Consider the following 18701-nt stretch of genomic DNA (forward strand, 5'->3'; position numbering starts at 1 on the left):
TGGAAAAGGAAGGGAGATCGCATGAGTCATCACGACAAGGATGAAATCGTCATCGTCAGCGCCTGCCGGACGCCTTTCAGCCGCTTCGACTCCGCCATGGCGGACATCGCCAGCATCGACCTGGCGGTGATCGTCATGAAGGAAGTCATCGCGAGGGTCGGCGTGAAGCCGGAAGAGCTGGGTGAGATCAACTACGGCAGCTGCGTCATGGCGGAGATGGCCCTGGAGACGGACATCCCCGTGCGCCAGGCCGCTCTCCTGGCGGGCTGGCCTCCGGAGATCCTCTCCGTCACGCTCGACCGGGCCTGCTGTTCCTCCCTGACGGCTCTCCGCCTGGGAGTCCGGGCCATCCGGGCCGGGGAAGCGGAGATCTGCATGTCCGTCGGCTCCGAGAACATGCCCCGGATGCCCCACCTGGTCCCGGGCCTGCGAAAGGGCGTGCGGCTCGGCCACATCCGGATGCTCGACGGTCTCTTCGAGCTGGGCTACGGCGCCAAGGGGTTTGCCCCGGTGGCCGTCGACGCCGGCGAGGTCGCCCTGGAGTACGGGGTCACCCGGGAGATGCAGGATGCCTGGGCCTGCCAGACCCAGGAGCGCTACGCCCAGGCCTTCTCCGCCGGAAAGTACAAGGTGGGCGAGGAGATCGTCCCCGTCGTCATCCCCCAGAAAAAGGGCGATCCCGTCGTCATCGACCGGGACGAGTCACCGCGCCGGACCACCCTGGAAGCCCTGGCGAAGCTGAAGCCCGTTTACGGGAGCCCCACGGTCACCGCCGGAAACGCACCGCCCATCAGCGCGGGTTCCAGCGCGATTCTTTTTATGACACGAAGGCAGGCCGAGGCAAAAGGCCTGAAGCCCCTGGCCACGATTCTCGCATCCATTGGAACGGCCACGAAGCCGCGGGATATTCCCGTCATTCCCGCCCTTACCATCCAGGAGGCTCTGAAGCGAAGCGGGCTGACCATCGACCGGATGGACCTGATCGAGATCAACGAGGCCTTCGCCGCCATGCCGCTTGTATCGACGAAGATCCTGGCGGACGGGAGTGAGGCGAAGTGGAAGGCACTCCAGGAGAAGACCAACGTCAACGGCGGCGCCATCGCCATCGGCCATCCGGTGGGCGCCAGCGCCGGGCGGATCACCATGCACCTGGCCTACGAGCTTCAGCGCCGGGGCGGCGGTTACGGCGTCGCCTCCATCTGCGGTGGCCTGGCCCAGGGCGAGGCAGTGATCCTGAAAGTGTAAAAAGAGCGGAAAAAATCAGAAGGAGGTGGTTTCAGAAAGCATTTCAAAGAAATGAGGAATCGGGGTTCCGGGTCCGATACAACCGGCGCAGCAGCCCCGATTTCACACGTTGTCGAACAGAGATCCTTGCAGCCGAACGTTCCACAGTGAAGGAAAAGGAGGGAACCTATGTCTTTCCAGCGGATCTGGCACAAGAGCTACCCGCCGGGTGTTCCGGCGGAGATCGATTTCGACCGCATCACCATGCCCGAGGCCCTCACAAGGTCGGCCTCGCGGTTTCCTGACAATCCCGCCCTGATCTATTTCGGCACCGTCATCACCTACCGGGAACTGGAAAGCCTGGTCAACCGGTTTGCCAGGGCCCTGCGATCCCTGGGGGTCAAAAAAGGCGACAAGGTGTCCATGGTCCTGCCCAACATCCCCCAGATTGTAATCGCCGAATACGCGGCGTTCCGCATCGGGGCGGTCAACGTCATGAACAACCCTCTGTATACGGAGCACGAGCTGGCCCACCAGTTCAACGACTCCGAGTCCACCGTCGTGGTCACCCTGGACCTGTTCCACGCGCTGGCCAGGAAACTCCAGGACATCACGGGAGCGAAGAAGGTCATCCTCTGCGGCCTGGCCGATTATCTCCCGGAACCGCTGAAACCCTTCTTCCCGCCGGCGGACGTCCCGGCCGCGGAGGGGATGTACCGGTTCATGGACCTGATCGGTCCCCAGCCGGACGATCCCGTCCCGAACGAGGCCTCCCTGGAGGACCTGGGGGCCCTCATCTACACGGGCGGGACGACGGGCCTCAGCAAGGGTGTCATGCTGAGCCACGCCAACATCTCTTTCAACACCCAGCAGTTTCGGAGCTGGTTCGTCGACTCCAGGGACGGCGAAGAAAGAACCCTGGCCATCTTCCCCTTCTTTCACGCCGCCGGCTGGACGGGGCTCCAGAACACGTCCATCTATGCGGGCTGGGCGGACGTCCTCGTTCCCCGGCCGGAACCGGACCGGATCATGGACCTCCTGGAAAAATTCAAGCCCACGTTTCTGCCGGGCGTTTCCACGATTTTCGTGGCCCTCCTGAACAGCGAACGGTTCCAGAAGATGGACCTGTCCTTCGTGAAGGCCTACCTCACCGGGTCGGCACCCATGGCGGTGGAAACCATCAAGATGCTCAAGGATCGCCGGAACGTACCCCTGGTGAACGTATACGGCCTCACGGAGATCACCCCCATGGGGACGGCGACGCCCTGGGGCGGTGACGAAAAGCCCGGCACCGTCGGGATTCCCTTCCCCAACACGGACCTCAAGATCGTGGACCTCGAGACGGGAAAGACGGAAGTGAAGCAGGGCGAGGCCGGCGAGATCTGCTTCAAGGGGCCCCAGGTCATGATGGGGTACTACAAGAATCCGGAAGAGACGTCCAAAGTCCTGATCGACGGTTGGCTCTACACGGGCGACATCGGGGTCATGGACGAGGATGGGTACGTCACCATCGTCGACCGGAAGAAGGACATGATCCTGGCCAGTGGATTCAACATCTATCCCAAGGAGATCGACGAGCTCCTGATGACGCACCCGAAAGTCCTCGAGGTGTGCACCATCGGGGTCCCGGACGCCTATCGGGGAGAGACGGTGAAGACCTTCGTGGTCGTCAAGCCGGGGCAGACCATGACGGAGGAGGACGTGACGTCCTTCTGCCGCCAGACCCTGGCGGCCTACAAGATTCCGAAAATGGTGGAGTTCCTGGAGACGCTGCCGAAGAGCGCCGTCGGGAAGATCCTGCGCCGGGAGCTCCGGGACCTGGAGATGAAGAAGATGGGAAAGGCCTGACGTCCCGGGCCTTTGAACGATTCCGCCGGCCCTTCGGGGGCCGGCCTTGCGCAGATTGAAAGGAGAATACGATGATTCTGGCATCACAGGAAACGATCCGCCGGTGGACCGACGCGGGGGCATGGGGACACAAGACACTGCTCGATCACTTCCGTTTTCACGTCCGCAAGACGCCCGACAAGATCTGCCTGGTCGATCCATTGAACAAGGAAGCACTCGTGGGATTGAAGCCGGAGAAGCTGACCTACGCGGAGCTCGCCAAAGCCGCCGACGCCGTGGCCGAAGGGCTCCTGACGAAGGGGTACGGGAAAGACGACATCTTCATGGTCCAGCTTCCGAACACCTGGGAACTGGCCATGCTGTACCTTGCCATTTCCCGAATGGGCGGGCTCATTTCCCCCATGCCGATGCAGTGGCGGGCCTCGGAGCTGGAGTTCATCGCAGGGATCACGGAGGCCAAGGCCATCCTGACGGTCGAATCCTTCGGGAATTTCAGCCACGGGGAGATGGCGGAGAAGGTCAAGGCGAAGCAGGCCACGATCCGGGAGATCATCTACCTGCCGGAGATCCGGGAGATGACCAAGGGGCCCGTGACGGGGAAACTCAACGATATCGTAATCGACGCGAACGATGTCTTCACCCTTTCCTGGTCGTCCGGGACGGAAGCGGAGCCCAAGGGATGCCCGCTATCGCACAACAACTGGATCTGCCAGGCGAACCTGTGCTTCGAAATGGCCCCCATCTCCTGGGGAGACAACCTGATCACGGCGGGGCCGCTGGTGAACATGGCCTCCATCGGGACGGTCTATATTCCCTGGCTCATCGGTGGCGGGAAGCTCGTCCTTCACCACCCCTTCGACGGCCCCTCGTTCGTCATGCAGCTCATGGCGGAAGAGATCCACTACACCCTGCTGGTGCCGGCCGTGGTGAATGCCCTTCTGAAGCACCCCATGGTGGACAAGTTCGACTTCAGCAAGATGAGGGCCATCACGATCGGCGCCGCCCCGCCGTCCCTGTGGTCGGTGCAGGAGCTGAAGCGCCGCTGGGGCATCGACTTTGCCAACATCTGGGGGCAGAACGAGGGGACGGCCAACGTGGCCAGCGGCTACGACATCCCCGACATGGAGATGCGGCTGGACCACTTCCTCTTCAACGGCCCGGGGAGCAGGTGGACGAAGACGGGCACCCTGATGGCCAAGTACGTTTCCATGAAGCTGATCAACGCAGCCATTCCCGGCGGGCCGAAGAAGGAGGGAGATGTCGGGGAGCTGTGGTACCGTGGGCCCAACGTGATTCCCGGCTACTTCAAGCGGCCCGACCTGACGGCCAAGGCCTTCGATGCGGAGGGCTACTTCAACACGGGCGACCTCTTCCAACTGAAGGACAACGAGTGCATTGGCTTCTTCGAGCGGTCCAAGGACATCATCATCCGGGGCGGCTTCAACGTCAGCGCCCAGGAGGTGGAGAACATGGTCCTCGGCCACCCGAAGGTCCTCGACGCCGCGGCCGTGGCCATGCCCGACGAGGTCCTCGGGGAGCGGACCTGCGTCTATGTGGTTCCCAAGCCCGGCGAAACGGTGACCCTCGAGGAGGTCGTGGCGTTCATGAAGGATAAGGGACTCGCGGTATACAAGATTCCCGAGCGCCTGGAGATCATCGACGCCATCCCGCGCAATCCCGTGGGAAAGATCCTCAAGAAGGTCCTGAGGGAGGACATCAAGAAGAAGATGGACACACCCTGACGCCCGCCGGGAGACCACGGCTGCGTTCGGGCGCGGTACAAAAAATGTGGGAGGGGGCTTCCCTCGCGCTCCGCTGTCGACGTCCGGGAAAGCCGGAGGGATGGGAAAAAGTCCTGTTGCTCCTCTGGATACCCCCTTCCGTGCCCCCGCAGTTGGCCGGTTCGGTCGGGGCGCGGGGGCTGCCGCGGGGGCGTGCCGCCGTCGCGGCCATTTTTCCCGCGATCCGTCGTCGACGGTTTGTCAGGCAAGAGGGGTGGGAAAAAAGTCCTGTTGCTCCTCTGGAAACCCCCGGTCGCGCCCCCGCGGACTTTGGTCGGGGAGAGGGGGCTTCCCGGAGCGCGAATAGCGGCTTTTTCGGGGCACCCTGCCGTCGCAGCGCAGCGCCCGCAAAGTCATCTGTCTGAGCACCGTCCGGTGCGAGTTATGACTTTGCAGCGGAGCGAGACGATGCAGGGTCGAAAAAACGCTTCTGAGCGCGAGGGAAGACCCCCTCCCGCCATCCGACCCTCAAATGGCGGCTGGTTCTGTTTCATAAATAAGGAAAATGGAGGTGGACGACATGATGGATTATCCGCTCCTGCTGACGACGTTCATGACCCGGACGGCGAAATTCTTCCCGAAGAAGGAGATCGTCTCCGTCTATCCCGAGGAAAACTTCCGCTACACCTATGCCGATTATTACCGGCGGACCTGCCAGCTGGCCCACGCCCTGAAGTCCCTGGGAGTGAAGAAGGGCGACCGGGTGGCCAGCATGGCCCTCAACAGCCACCGCCACCTGGAGCTGTATTTCGGCGTTCCCTGCATGGGGGCGGCCCTGCACACGGTGAACTTCCGCCTGCCGCCGCATCACCTGGCATACATCCTGAACCATGCGGAGGATCAGGTGGTCTTCGTGGACGAGGACCTGGTCTTCTTCCTGGAGATGATCAAAGACCAGCTCAAGACGGTGAAGCATTTCGTGATCCTTTCGCAGACAGGCAAGATGCCGCAGACGTCGCTCAGCCCGGTCACGCTGTACGACGACCTGATCGCCCCCTTCCCGGAAACCTTCGACTGGCCGATGGACCTCTCCGAGTGGGATCCGGCACTCATCTGCTACACTTCCGCCACGACGGGGGACCCGAAGGGAGTCGTTTACAGCCACCGGGGCATTGTGATGCACACCTATGCCGCCTGCTGCACCCTCGGCACCATGGAGAGTGACTGCTGTCTCCACGTCGTGCCCATGTTCCACGCCAACGCCTGGGGCGTTCCCTTCGCCTGCATGGCCCTGGGCTGCAAGCAGGTCCTCCCGGGACGGGAGCTTCTGAACATGGAGAAGATCTGCCGGATGATCGCCGACGAGAAGGTCACCTTCACCGCCGGCGTGCCGACGATCTGGATGATGCTCTACCAGTACCTGGAGGCGGGAGGGTGGTATGACTTCTCCTCTCTCAAGGGCATCTTCTCCGGCGGCTCGGCCTGTCCGCGATTTCTCATGGAGGGCCTCAACGAAAAGTACGGATTCCCCATCCACCAGGCCTACGGAATGACGGAGACGACGCCCCTGGTCCTGGCGGCGATCCCGAAAAGCGGCATGGAGGGCCTGTCCCAGCAGGAGATGTACGACATCAAATCCAGCGCGGGACTCCTGGTGCCGGGGCTGGAGATGCGGATCGTCGACGAACGGGGCCGGGACGTCCCCATGGACGGCACGTCCTGGGGGGAGATCCTGCTCCGGGGCCCCTGGATCGCCCGGGAATACTACAAGGATCCCGAGCGGTCGGCCCCCGTTTTTGCCGGCGGGTGGCTCCACACGGGAGACGTGGGGACCATCGACCCGAACGGATATGTCCGCCTGGTAGACCGGACGAAGGACCTCGTGAAAAGCGGCGGCGAGTGGATCTCATCGGTGGACCTGGAGAACCTCATCATGGCCCATCCCAAGGTCCTCGAGGCGGCAATTATCGGGATCCCCGACGAGAAGTGGTCCGAGCGGCCCCTGGGCTGCATCGTCGTCAAGCCCGGGGAGACGCTTGCCACATCGGAGATCAGGGACTTTCTCAAGGACCGGGTCAAGGCCGACTGGTGGATTCCCAAGCAGTTTGCCTTTATTGATGCGATTCCCAAGACGAGCGTCGGCAAGTTCAGCAAGCGCGACCTCCGGCAGATGCATGCGGAGGGGAAGCTGACGCTGACGCCGTGATTGTTGAGGCTGTTGAAAAAAGGTGTCTGCTGCGTTGCCCTCATCCCGCCCCGCTCAACGTACGATCCGGTACGCCTTGCGGTCCGGGATTTCGGGCGCCTTGCATTCAACCCTTTTTGAACAGCCTCCGGCAATCAGTCGCAAAACGATGCTCCTGCTTCTCCGGGGTTCCCCGGCAACGCCCCCGCGGGAATCGGTCGGTCACCGGGTTCAGGGGGTGTTACAGTGGAAGCGGTTTTCTCCTTGCCTGTAAAGGGCTTTTTGCCTATAATCGGCCCGCTTCCGCAGGAGGGACCCCGGCCTGGGTAAAGGCTGCGCCATCCGGTTGGTGGCGCGAGGGGTGCGGCGGCAAATACAACCATTCACACGGAGGCATCATCATGAAGAAAGCGTTGGTTTTTTGTGCGGCGATCCTTTTCCTTCTTGGATCGACGGCCGTTGCGGCGGAGTTGAAGGTTGGCGCCAAGGCGTCGGATTTCAGTTTCAAGGACTCGAAGGGGAAGGCCTACAGCCTGAGCTCTCCGGAACTGGCCGGCAAGGTCGTTTCGATTTTTTATGCCGATCCGGGCTCCAAGGACATGAACAACGAGGCCCAGGCCGCCCTCAAGACGGCTCCCGGCATCGAGCGGAACACGAAGTACAAGGGGCTCGGCGTGGTCAACCTGAAGGCGAGCGTGCTTCCCGATTTCCTTCTCAAAAAGGCCATCGCCAGCAAGCAGAAGGAAGCACCCGATGCGATCATCCTCATGGACCCCGATTACTCCATGCTGAACGCCTGGGGTCTCACGAACAAGGTCTCCAACGTGATCGTCCTCGATAAGCAGCGGACATGCCGCTACATCTACAAGGGCAAGCTTCCGAAGGCCGAGATCGACAAGCTGATCAATGTGATCAAGGAATATCAGAACAAATAACGGCCCGCGGGCCGATCGCAACCAATCCCCCTTCCTTCAGCCCCGGACATGACGGCGATGGAAGGGGGATTTCTTTTTCCCGTCCCTTTTGATACAGGGAGCGGACGGATTCAGACAAAGGAGTCGGCAAGATCCATGGCAGCCATCATCGACGGAAAGGCGGTGGCGCAGGCGGTCCGCGAGGAATTGCGGGAGAAGGCGGCGCTCCTGAAGGAAACGAGGGGTATTGCCCCGGGACTGGCGGTCATCCTCGTAGGCGACGATCCGGCATCCCAGGTCTATGTCCGGGGAAAAAGGAAGGCCTGTGACGAGGCGGGGTTTCTCTCCCGGGAATACCGGTTGCCGGCGGAGACCCCGGAGGCGGAGGTCCTGCGCATCATCGGGGAGCTGAATGCGGATCCGAAGATTCACGGGATCCTCGTCCAGATGCCTGTGCCCACCCAGATCCGTCCCGAGGCGGTCGTCGAGTCGATTGACCCGCGGAAGGACGTGGACGGCCTTCACCCTTTCAACGTGGGGCGCCTCTTCTCGGGCGATCCGTTCCACAAGGCCTGCACGCCTTCCGGGGTCATCGAGCTCCTGGACCGGTACGGAATCCTCATTGAGGGGAAGGAGGCCGTCATCGTGGGGCGGAGCAACCTTGTCGGCAAGCCCCTGTCCCTGTTGCTTCTGGCCAGGAACGCAACCGTCACGATCTGCCACACCCGGACACGGGATCTCGGAGCGGTGTGTCGCCGGGCGGAGATCCTGGTGGCCGCGGCGGGCAAGGCCGGGATGATCCGGGGCGACATGGTCCGCGACGGCGCCGTCGTGATCGATGTGGGCATCAACCGCGTCGAAGGCAGGCTGCTGGGTGACGTGTCCTTCCAGGATGCGGAGCCCCGGGCATCCTGGATCACCCCGGTGCCGGGCGGCGTCGGACCCATGACAATCGCCATGCTCCTGGCGAACACGTACCGGGCGGCGGAGCGGGCAGCGGAATAAAGGTCGCGGCGGGACGGAAGCCATGAAATCGCTCAGGAATCTCTTCAGCCGGCGGAAGGATGCCTTTTATACCCGGGACTGGCTCCGGGAGCCCTACGCGGAGATCGGCGCCCACACCTACGGAAAGCCGGAAGTGGTGCAGTTCCATGGCGCCGAGGCGCACCTGAAGATCGGGAAATTCTGTTCCATCGCCGGATCCGTGACGATCTTCCTCGGCGGAGACCACCGGACCGACTGGGTGACGACCTATCCCTTTCCCGTCCTGTCGGCTTTTTGGCCCTCCGTGCCGTCAATCCCCAACTCGGCCGTCACCAAGGGCGACGTGGTCATCGGCAACGACGTCTGGATCGGCTTCGGGGCCATGATCCTCTCCGGCGTGACCATTGGCGACGGCGCCGTCATCGGTGCCCGGGCTGTGGTGGCCTCCGACGTCGAGCCCTACACGGTGGCCGTGGGCAACCCCGCTCGGCTGGCGAGCCGGCGCTTCGACGACGCGACCGTTTCCCGGTTTCTCCGGATCCGATGGTGGGACTGGCCCGACGATGTCATCGCCGAGCGGATCCCCCTTCTCTGCAGCGGCGATATCCGGTCGTTTCTCGACCGCTTCGACCCGGACGGCCGATGAAAGGCCGACTGCGAACCATCCTTCTCAACGCCTCGCTATTCCTGATCTCGATGGCGGCGGCGCTGGCCGTCGCCGAGTGTTCCCTCCCCCTGGTCAAAAACCGCAGCCTCGACGAAGCCGTTTACCAGGCCCGCCGGCCCGTGATCCAGGCCCGGTTCGGGGCTTTCCATCCGGTTCTCGGGTTCACCCTGCAGAAGAACCTCCGGGGTGTCCGGCAGTTCTATCCGGGACAGCTCGACTACACGGTGGACACGAATTCACAGGGATTCCGGGGACCCGAATGGGACCTGTCGCGAAAGCGGAAAAACGTCGTTATCATTGGAGATTCCTTTGCTTTCGGCTGGGGTGTTGCCTGGGAGGAAACAATGGAGCAGGTCCTGGAACGGGAGCTCCGGAAATCCGATCCCGCCTGGCAGGTGATCAACCTGGCCATGCCCGGCTGGAGCATCCGGGAGGCCGTGGCGGCTCTCGAACTCTATCGGGACGCCCTGAAGCCCGTCGCCGTGATTTATATCTTCTGCCCCAACGACATCGACGGGATGACACCGCCGCTCCCCGACGGGACCTATGACCTGTCGTATCATCCGCCGCCGGGTGCCGAGAAGATCTTCGCCGATCTCGTCCAGCGGAACCAGCCGGAGTACCGGTCCCTGAAGAAATGGCTCTACCAGTCCTACCTGAAGGCCTTCCATGCCCGCTTCATCCGGCCGCTCTTGAGCAGCCGGATCCGGACGTCCATGCGCGTGGATGCGCCGCCCGCGGGCTTCGATTTCCCGCCCCCCCTGAAAACGGCGGACCCGCCGGACGGTCCCGAGGCCCGTTTCCTCCGCTATGGCCTGCAGCGCCTCCGGGCGGCGGCAGATGGGGCGGAGCTGATCCTGACGACCACGTCCGACAAGTCCATCGTCTACAAGGCGGACCGGCCGGAGAACCTCCGCTGGGTCCTCAGGGACTTCAGTAGGAAAGCCCCGGCGACCCGTTTTGTCGATTTTGAGGATTTCATCCGGCAAACGCCGGACGGGCGGAAATTCTACCTGGACTTCGACGACCATTGGTCGCCGGCGGGACATGCGGAGGCCACAAGGATGATTCTTCCGGCCTTCCGGTCGGAGAGCCGGTAAATCGATCCTGTGGATGATACGATCCGTACCTACTTCATCACGTCCTGCCCTGCGGCCAGGAAGGCCGCAACGGCCGCCTGAATCGCGTCCTTCTCGCAGAGGAAGGCGAAGTGGCCGCAGTCGCCGGTCAACTCCAGCGTCTCCGCGCCGACAAGCCGCGCCCAATCCCGGGCGGGCCCGGGCTGGACCATCCGGTCCTCCCTGGACCAGACAATGAGGTTCCGCGCCTTTACGGTTCTCGCGGTCTCCTCCGGAGAGTTCCCGAAACCGCGGTAGAGGTCCTGGGACATGATCGCCTCGACCTGGGATGCCCAGTTTTCCGCGTCGTACTTGGTGATGATCGTTTCGGACTCCGCAAGGAACCGGGGCATGTCTTCCGGGCGGATGCGGGTGTTCAGGTTTGCCGGCGTCCAGGCGTTGAGGTTGTGGACGGCCGTGATCGTCTTCATGGCCTTGAGTCCTCCCCCTTCGATGCCCCGGGTCGAGCGGATGATGTCCAACTGGCCCTGCCAGAGGAGGAGGTCGTACGCGGTCTGCCGCGGCGTACCCGCTATGGCCACGACCCAGTCGACGGATCCCGGATGGGAGACGGACCATTGAAGGGCGTTGATCGCTCCCATCGAGATGCCCATGATCCCCTGCAGGCGGGGCAGCCCCAGATGACGGGTGACGAGGCGGGACTGGGCTGTCGTGAGGTCCCGGATCGTGAAGCGGGGGAATGTTGCTCCCGGCTGGCCCTTGCTGTTGGACGGCGAGGAAGAAACCCCGTTGCCGAAGGCATCCACGGCGACGATGAAATACTTCGAGCTGTCCGCCATTTTCCCCGGGCCGATGTATCCCAGCGCCGCGAGGTCTTCCGCGGTTCCGGACAGCCAGGTCGCGAACAGGACCGCGTTGGATTTTTCCGCGTTCAGGACACCGAACGTACGGTAGCCCAGCCGGCAGTCCCGAATCGTCTGTCCGCTTTCCAGGGGGCATTCGCCGAGGTCCGCGTAACGCAGTTCTCCGTCGGCCAGCACCACCTCGGGCAGGATGAAAAGTGCCGTGACGATTGCCAGAACCAGCCGGATCGACATCATTTCTTCATCTCCTTTTTTTCGTCCAGGATTCCCAGAATGCTGAAAATGGTCTCCAGTCGTCGCTCCCAGGTGTGGTCCCGGCGGGCTCGTTCTGACCCGCGGCGGCGAATCTCCTCCGCCTCAGCCGGGTTGGCCAGGAGATGGCGGACTTTCGCTGTCAGGTCCTCCGGGTCCCGCCAGGTGACGATCTCCCGGCCGATCTCGTAGGCCCGGGCCAGCTCCGGGTGGTCCTCCGTCAGGTAGAGACCGCCGCTCATGGGGATCTCGAAGTCCCGCCCCTTCAGGCAGAAGGTCTCCGTGTGGCCCTCCACGCCGCCGAAGCCGAGGTTGATCCGGCTCCGCGAGTAAAGCTTCACCATGTCTTCGACCGGCAGCGGACCCGCGGGCCAGCCGGGACCGAAAGCCTCCGCGGCGATGCCCTGTCTCCGGAGGTGATCGATCACGGCCGGCCGGTTCCCGTAACACTGGCCGACAAAGGAGACGTCGATGGTTTTCTCCGCGTCATAGGGCCGGTGAACGGAGGGATTCGCCCCCTCTGGCAGGTAGATCGGCCTCCCCCCCTCGACGCAGTACTTGATTACGGCGTCCCCAGTGCTGGTCCAGGAGAGGTCGATCCAGCGGCAGATGTCGCGGTTGCCCGCGGCCAGCCCGTTTCGGATGCGGCCGATGAAGGCCTCCTTGTCGTTGAGGGCCAGGTTGACCGACGGGATTGCGAGGCGGTGGACCGCCTCCATCGTGTCCGGGAAGACCTGTTCCCCCGACAGGTAGAAGAAGATCGCGTCGGCCTCTCCGGCTTCCCGTCTTTCCCGGATCCAGGCGAGGAGGTCCCGGTTCATGGCGGCCTTCATCCCGCCATGCCAGACGTCGCCTTCGGCGTCGAAGCGGCCGGACCAGTCGTAGCGGTGGACCGTTCCAAACATGGCAAGCGACGGGGTGAGGGCTTCGTCTTCCCAGTTGAAGCTTCGGTAGACCGCCAGGATGTGTAGGGATCCCTTGGGTTTTGGGTGCAGGTCAGGGAAACGGGTCCGGAAGATCTTGCGGAGTTCGGCTTCTTCGGGGATCGCGAGGTTCCGGCATCGAAAGCGATTCTCGTACTCATCCCGCTCCCGGGCGAGCCGCCGGTCGTTTCTCCACCGCCAGAATCGGTTTCGCAGTGTCCGGAAAGGATCAGTCATGGATGGTCTCCGCGGGCCGGTTTCACATTCTTCAGCCGTCTCCCCGCTGAATCCGTCGGGGCGCGGCTGTTACGGGGGGCGTACTCCTGAACGGGAGGGGGTCTTCCCTCGCGCTCAGAAGCGTTTTTTCGACCCTGCAGCGTCTCGCTCTGCTGCAAAGTCATAACTCGCACCGGACGGCGCTCAGACAGATGACTTTGCGGGCGCTGCGCTGCGACGGCAGGGTACCCCGAAAAAGCCGCTATTCGCGCTCCGGGAAGCCCGCCTCCCCGGCTGACGTTCGCGGGGGCGCGACCGGGGTCCCCAGAGGAGCAATTGGAAAACGTTTCCGGATCCCAGGCTCTTTGGTTTCAGAAGGCGAAGAGCGGAAACGTTTTCGCGACGGCGGGAGCCCCCGTGGCAGCCCCCTGCGCCATTGCCCTCGAATCTGCGGGCAGTGCGCGACCTGAAACGTTTTCGCGATGGCGGCACGTCCCCGTGGCAGCCCCCGCATACCCGTCCCGCCCGGTGAGCTGTATGAAAACACAAAACGCTTCTGTTATTTCCACAGTGTGTACAGCCGCGCCCCGTTCGACTTGTCCACCCGGTCGTTCATCATGTTGAGGACATGCCCCGCGTCGACAGCGGGAACGCCGAAGCGGCGGGCTGCATCCACGCACACCGGCAGGGCGCCGATGCCCGCCCCGACCAGGAGCAGGTCCACTCCCGCCGGAACACGGCCGAGGACGTCCTCCTTCATGTCGTTCCAGCGGGTGGCGACGTAGCTGTTCGGGATGTCCACCAGCTCGATCCGCGGCCGGCTTCCGTGGCCTTCGAACCATCGGGTGCAGGCGGTGCCGTCGCTGTCGGAATTGAGGATGGCCAGCTGGCGTCCGTCCATCAGGCGGGCGAAGGCCGCCGAGGAGAAGTAGGCATAGACGGCGTAGAAGGGGACGTAATTTTCACCCGTCAGGGGGATCCCCGTTTCCTCCAGGTATCGCAGGAAGGTGGTCGCCGAGGGCCGCCGGCGCCAGTGCTTGAAAAGCGCCTTCCAGGCCGGGGCTGGTTCTTCGATGTTGCCGGGGAAGACAAGGGGGGCAAGAAAACCCGCCCGGGACAGCTCCTGGAGGGCCGCGGCGTGCATGGGAAGGGACTCCCGAATGGCGTCTTTGGACTCCGCCTGTTTGTAGAGGCCGTTGCAGGCAAGGTCAAAATGGTAGAAGGCATACTCGCCGTCGGCGAAGCGGACGACGGGCAAAGGCTCGCGGCGGGCGACGGCGCCGGCGACCCGGTCGCCGATGCGCTTCACGTAATCGTTCCCCGAGAGCACGTCCCGGTGGAACAGGCAGGTCTCTTCCCGGACCATCTTCGGGTCGTTCACACGGAAGACGGGATCGTTGTCGATGCCGTTTATATCCAGTCTCCGGAAGGAAAAAGCCCCGCCGGAAGTGAGCCGTTCGATCGGATCGGGTGTCTTCACGGAATGTCCCTCCAGTCGGCGGTCCTTCAGACGCCGGCGATGACGTCGCGGAGGATCCGGTAGTCCGTCAGCACGGGGTAGCGGGGGAGAGGCTCCGCCGAGACGACCATGGCCAGGGGGATCTTCAAGGCCGAAGATTCCCGGTAGTGGACGTGCAGCTCCTTCCAGGGGATCCGCCCCTCCTTGTGGAGGGCCTGGATGTCCGCCAGGAAGTCGTGGCGCTTCCAGTTCTCCACGAGGACGAACCAGCGGGTTGCCGCTCCGAACAGGTTTGCCAGCGCGTTCCGGTGGTTCTCCCGGATGTGCATGATCACCGCCTGGGTGAAGGCCGCCGCGACCCTGGGCAGCTCGATGCGTCCGGGTTCCGCCGTGAGGTCCCGGGGCTCGACCCAGGCCGGTAGGTCCGGGTGCCGCTTTCGCAGGAGGGCCACCTGTCCGTCGGACACGTCGACGCCGTGCAGGCGGAATTTCGGATTCAGCACGTGGAGGTTGTGCAGGTGGTCTCCGCCGCCGCATCCACCCTCAAGAACCGAATCCGGGGCAAGCTGGAGGAGCGTCTCGTAGGTGATGTGGTAGTTTGGATGAAGGGGCTTGATATCCCGCTGGAGGGTCAGGTTCTCCCCGTCGAAGGAGTAGTCGCCCTCTCGGAGGATCAGGGTGTGATCCCGGGCGATGTCGTCCAGGCCTTCCCTGTAGATGTCTGAGTAAAACTGCCAGTCGTAGTCGTCGGGGGCCTTCCTGCCCGTGCGGAGCATCTTGAAAAATTTGCGGATGTGATACAGCCGGTTGGCCGTTGTGCCCATGATGAGTCCCCTACCAGATCTTTTCGAAGTCCGCCGGCTCCCAGCGGTGATTCCGCTCCTGGAACGTGCTGGTGCGGCTGTCCGCCCGGAAGTGGTCCACCAGGCTGCGGTTGAAGAGCCGGTAGAGCCAGGCGATGGGGGTCAGGAAGAGGAAGAAGATCAGCGTCAAAAGGATCCGCGAGTTGATGCGGCCCAGCCGGAGGGCGAAGGCGAGCCATCCCTTTGCGATCCACATCGTCAGCGGATTCTCGAAGGTGTTCGCCACGGCCAGGAAGACCGCCGCCCAAAGGAGCCAGCGGTTGCCGAAGATCAGGAAGGCGATGAGCAGCGCCAGCGTAAGGACGTGGATCGTCTGGAATATTCCCAGCTTGTCCAGCGGTTTTGGTTCCATGCCCCTCCGTCTCAGAACAGGGTGTAGATGAACGGCGCCACTGCGGAGCCGCTGGTCAGGATCAGGATGCCCATGAGGAGCAGAAGGACGATCATGGGCAGAAGCCACCACTTTTTCCGTTCCCGGAGGAACATCCACAGGTCTTTCAGAATTTCCATATTCTCTCCGCGGCCCCGGCCGGGGGCCGAACTGTTGCCATGTTTCTATGCTTCGTTCCGGATCGCATCGAGAATCACCCGGGCGACGACGGCATGCCCCTCCCGCTTCAGGTGATCGTCCAGAATGTAAAAATGCCGGTCTTCCAGGTGCTCCGTCATGTCGATCACGGTCATCCGCCGGATCTCCTCCGGCCACGATCCCGTCTGGAGCTTCTGCCGGAGGAGGGCCGTGAACGTGTTCGACTGGTGCCGGCCGTTCATCTCGAAGGTGATGATCCGGACTCCCGCCAGATCGACGCCCCCGTGCAGCAGGGCATGGAGGAAAAGATCCGCCTCGTCCGCCTCCGGCGGCGGCGCGGATGTCCTCTTTCGCAGGCGTTCCCCCCATTCGTCAACCCTTTTTTGGGCCTTCAGCCGGAGGTACTTCCCAAAGTAATAGGGGTTCGGGCGGCTGTGAAAGGCCGCAAGACGCCGGAACGTGTCCTCTCCCATGACCTTGAGCCGGTTGCCGCTCCGGAAAAAGCGCAGGTTTTCGTCGTAGTCGTCCTGGCAGTACTGGATGACGAGGATCTTCAGCTTCTCGCGGCGGATCTTTCGAAGGATCATCATCTCCCGGACGGTCCCGTAGGAGGGGATGGCCGTGTTGAGGACCCGCAGGCCCGTCTCCCGCGCCAGGATCCGGGAGAACATGTCCTCCCGGTCGACGCCCCAGCCGACGGCGAAGGAGTCGCCCACCACCACGATCTCCGGCGCCTCCAGGGACGCCTCGTCGTCCCGGACGCCCAGCGAGTTGATCTCGTAGCGGTTGCTGAACTCCCGGCCGGAATAGGTAAAGGCCCCGGGCTTCAGGGTGTAGCCAAGCTCGGGGTCGTGGCGGCCGCAGTCCGGCAGGAACTGCATGACCCGCCGCTCCCCCCCCTGGACGTACAGGTGTCCGACGCTGTTGATGATGCCCTGGGGGCACTTCTCCAGGAGGTCGGGACGGCAGGCCAGGAAGCGATAGGCCGCCTCGATGAATACGAGGATGAAGAACACCGCGGCGACGGCGTAGAGGAAGGGGATCATGGAAGGCGTCACCCCTGATCAGTCCAGGACGAGGTCCTGGCGCCAGTTCCGCTCTTCCTTCCAGGGAGGCTGGTTCTCCTTGCGGAAGACAAAGCGGTTCACCACCAGGACGTCCATGTCGGTCCGCATGAAGCAGCGATAGGCGTCCTCGGGGGTGCAGACGATGGGCTCCCCCCGGACGTTGAAGCTCGTGTTGACGATGACGCCGTATCCCGTCTGCTCCTTGAAGGCCGCCAGGAGCTTCCAGTACAGGGGATTGGTCTCCCGGTGGACCGTCTGGAGGCGGGCCGTGTAGTCCAGGTGCGTGATGGCGGGGACATCGGATCGGACGGTGTACAGCTTGTCCTTGATGGGCATCCGGTGGTAGCCCTCGGGATGGGGGTTCCGCCGGGACTCGACCACGTCGGCGATGAGGAGCATGTACGGCGAGGGCCGGTCGGTGTCGAAGTATTCCTGCAGGTCTTCCATGAGAACGGAAGGGGCGAAGGGGCGGAAGCTCTCGCGGAACTTGATCTTCAGGTTGAGCCGGAGCTGCATGTCCTTGTTGCGGGCGTCGCCCAGGATGCTCCGGTTCCCCAGCGCCCGGGGTCCCCATTCCATCCGGCCCTGGAACCAGCCCACGGCTTTTCCCGAGGCCAGGTCTCCGGCCACTTCCCCCACGAGGGAGTCGTCGTCTTCATGCAGGGTGACGACGGCGCCGTATTTCTTCGCGACGGCCCGGACGGAGTCGTCGCCGAAGGCGGGACCCAGGTAGGCCCCCTGCATGGCGTCGCCATTTCCTTCCAGGACCCGGTCCTTCCCGTAATAGATGTGGTAGGCCGCGCAGGCCGCTCCCAGGGCACCTCCGGCGTCGCCGGCGGCGGACTGGATCCAGATGTCGTCGAAAACGCCCTGCCGGAGAAGCTTGCCGTTGGCCACGCAGTTGAGGGCCACCCCGCCGGAGAGGCAGAGGGTCCGGGCGCCCGTCAGGTCTTTCGCCGTCTTCGCCATCTTCAGGACGATCTCCTCGGTGACCTGCTGGATCGCCAAGGCCAGGTCCCCGTGGACCTGCCCGATCTCCGACTCGGGGAGCCGCCGGGGGACGCCGAAGAGGTCGAGCCACCTGTCATCCTTCACCATGCTGAGCCCCGTGGCGTAGTCGAAGTATTCCTGGTTCAGCCAGATGGAGCCGTCCTCTTTCAGGTGGACCAGCTTCTCCAGGATCAACTGCCGAAACCGCCGGACCTGCTCCGACGTGGGATCGCCGTAGGGGGCGAGGCCCATGAGCTTGTATTCTCCCGAGTTGACCCGGAAACCGAGGTAGTGGGTGAAAGCCGAGTAGAGTAGTCCCACGGAATGGGGAAACGACATTTCCTTGAGGACGGTGATCTCCCGGTCCTTTCCGTGGCAGATGGAGGCGGTGGCCCATTCGCCGACGCCGTCGACGGTCAGGATTGCCGACTCCTGGAAGGGAGACGGGTAAAAGGCGCTGGCGGCGTGGGACAGGTGATGATCCGTGAAGAGCAGTTTCGGGATATCCCCCTTTCCGTTGCCCAGTTTGGCCATTTCCTCGCGGATGAGGCGCTTGAGGAAGACCTTCTCCTTGATCCAGACGGGGATGGCCGAGAGAAAGGACTTCAGGCCCCGGGGGGCGAAGACGTAGTAGGTCTCCAGGAGTCGCTCGAACTTGAGAAGGGGCTTGTCGTAGAAGACGACGGCCTCCAGGTCCTCAAGGCCGATGGCCGCCTCCTCCAGGCAGTAGCGCGCGGCGTGGGCGGGAAAGCCCGGATCGTGCTTCTTCCGCGTGAAGCGCTCCTCTTGGGCGGCGGCGACAATCCGGCCGTCTTTGACGATGGCCGCCGCGGAATCGTGATAAAAGGCCGACAGACCCAAAAGGTACAAGCGATGCTTTCCTTCCGTCCCGGGGCGGCGCTTTCGTTGCGCCGGGG

At 63.3% G+C, this 18701-nt stretch carries 16 protein-coding genes; 8 read left to right on the forward strand and 8 right to left on the reverse strand.

The genetic code is table 11. The annotated features are described in order from the left end of the window. Positions 1 to 21: 21 nt before the first annotated feature. From PLO63_01820 to PLO63_01855, 8 genes are all read left to right on the forward strand, one after another. Positions 22 to 1245, forward strand: coding sequence for a thiolase family protein (locus PLO63_01820; GenBank protein ID HOI72859.1), 1224 nt, complete (start codon positions 22 to 24; stop codon positions 1243 to 1245). Positions 1246 to 1413: 168 nt separating this feature from the next. Beyond that, positions 1414 to 3072, forward strand: coding sequence for a long-chain fatty acid--CoA ligase (locus PLO63_01825; protein ID HOI72860.1), 1659 nt, complete (start codon positions 1414 to 1416; stop codon positions 3070 to 3072). Positions 3073 to 3143: 71 nt separating this feature from the next. Beyond that, complete coding sequence (locus PLO63_01830; protein HOI72861.1) at positions 3144 to 4814, forward strand: class I adenylate-forming enzyme family protein; 1671 nt, start codon at positions 3144 to 3146, stop codon at positions 4812 to 4814. Between the two features lie 559 nt (positions 4815 to 5373). After that, entirely contained in the window at positions 5374 to 6999 is a 1626-nt protein-coding gene (locus tag PLO63_01835; GenBank protein ID HOI72862.1) for a long-chain fatty acid--CoA ligase, read from the forward strand. Positions 7000 to 7379: 380 nt separating this feature from the next. Next, on the forward strand, positions 7380 to 7913 hold the full coding sequence (locus PLO63_01840; protein ID HOI72863.1) for a YtfJ family protein: 534 nt from the start codon (positions 7380 to 7382) through the stop codon (positions 7911 to 7913). 135 nt (positions 7914 to 8048) lie between these two features. Next, positions 8049 to 8897 carry a bifunctional methylenetetrahydrofolate dehydrogenase/methenyltetrahydrofolate cyclohydrolase FolD gene (gene folD, locus PLO63_01845; GenBank protein HOI72864.1) on the forward strand — a complete coding sequence of 283 codons (849 nt, stop codon included), beginning with the start codon at positions 8049 to 8051 and terminating at the stop codon, positions 8895 to 8897. 22 nt (positions 8898 to 8919) lie between these two features. After that, complete coding sequence (locus tag PLO63_01850) at positions 8920 to 9522, forward strand: CatB-related O-acetyltransferase (protein ID HOI72865.1); 603 nt, start codon at positions 8920 to 8922, stop codon at positions 9520 to 9522. Further along, positions 9519 to 10643: an SGNH/GDSL hydrolase family protein gene (locus PLO63_01855; GenBank protein HOI72866.1), complete on the forward strand. Its 1125-nt coding sequence runs from the start codon at positions 9519 to 9521 to the stop codon at positions 10641 to 10643. The genes PLO63_01850 and PLO63_01855 overlap by 4 nt, the downstream gene beginning before the upstream one ends. Before the next feature lie 29 nt (positions 10644 to 10672). Here PLO63_01855 and PLO63_01860 read toward each other — a convergent pair whose 3' ends face one another. The 8 genes from PLO63_01860 to PLO63_01895 form a co-directional block, all read right to left on the reverse strand. Next, the gene (locus PLO63_01860; protein HOI72867.1) at positions 10673 to 11722 is read right to left on the reverse strand and encodes an alpha/beta fold hydrolase; all 1050 of its coding nucleotides are present in this window, start codon (positions 11720 to 11722) and stop codon (positions 10673 to 10675) included. After that, positions 11719 to 12897 carry a glycosyltransferase gene (locus PLO63_01865; protein HOI72868.1) on the reverse strand — a complete coding sequence of 393 codons (1179 nt, stop codon included), beginning with the start codon at positions 12895 to 12897 and terminating at the stop codon, positions 11719 to 11721. Before PLO63_01865 ends, PLO63_01860 begins: the two co-directional genes overlap by 4 nt. 538 nt (positions 12898 to 13435) lie before the next feature. Continuing rightward, complete coding sequence (locus tag PLO63_01870) at positions 13436 to 14356, reverse strand: hypothetical protein (GenBank protein HOI72869.1); 921 nt, start codon at positions 14354 to 14356, stop codon at positions 13436 to 13438. Positions 14357 to 14382: 26 nt separating this feature from the next. Continuing rightward, positions 14383 to 15159 (reverse strand): class I SAM-dependent methyltransferase, encoded by a 777-nt coding sequence (locus PLO63_01875; protein HOI72870.1) that lies wholly within the window; start codon positions 15157 to 15159, stop codon positions 14383 to 14385. 10 nt (positions 15160 to 15169) lie between these two features. Next, the gene (locus PLO63_01880; GenBank protein HOI72871.1) at positions 15170 to 15550 is read right to left on the reverse strand and encodes an SxtJ family membrane protein; all 381 of its coding nucleotides are present in this window, start codon (positions 15548 to 15550) and stop codon (positions 15170 to 15172) included. An 11-nt stretch (positions 15551 to 15561) separates the two neighbouring features. Continuing rightward, positions 15562 to 15708: a DUF5989 family protein gene (locus PLO63_01885; GenBank protein HOI72872.1), complete on the reverse strand. Its 147-nt coding sequence runs from the start codon at positions 15706 to 15708 to the stop codon at positions 15562 to 15564. A gap of 45 nt (positions 15709 to 15753) precedes the next feature. Beyond that, positions 15754 to 16773, reverse strand: coding sequence for a hypothetical protein (locus PLO63_01890; GenBank protein HOI72873.1), 1020 nt, complete (start codon positions 16771 to 16773; stop codon positions 15754 to 15756). Between the two features lie 18 nt (positions 16774 to 16791). Next, on the reverse strand, positions 16792 to 18654 hold the full coding sequence (locus tag PLO63_01895; GenBank protein HOI72874.1) for a carbamoyltransferase: 1863 nt from the start codon (positions 18652 to 18654) through the stop codon (positions 16792 to 16794). Positions 18655 to 18701: the final 47 nt, after the last annotated feature.

The sequence above is a fragment of the Syntrophales bacterium genome, from assembly GCA_035363115.1.
Classification (GTDB): domain Bacteria; phylum Desulfobacterota; class Syntrophia; order Syntrophales; family PHBD01; genus PHBD01.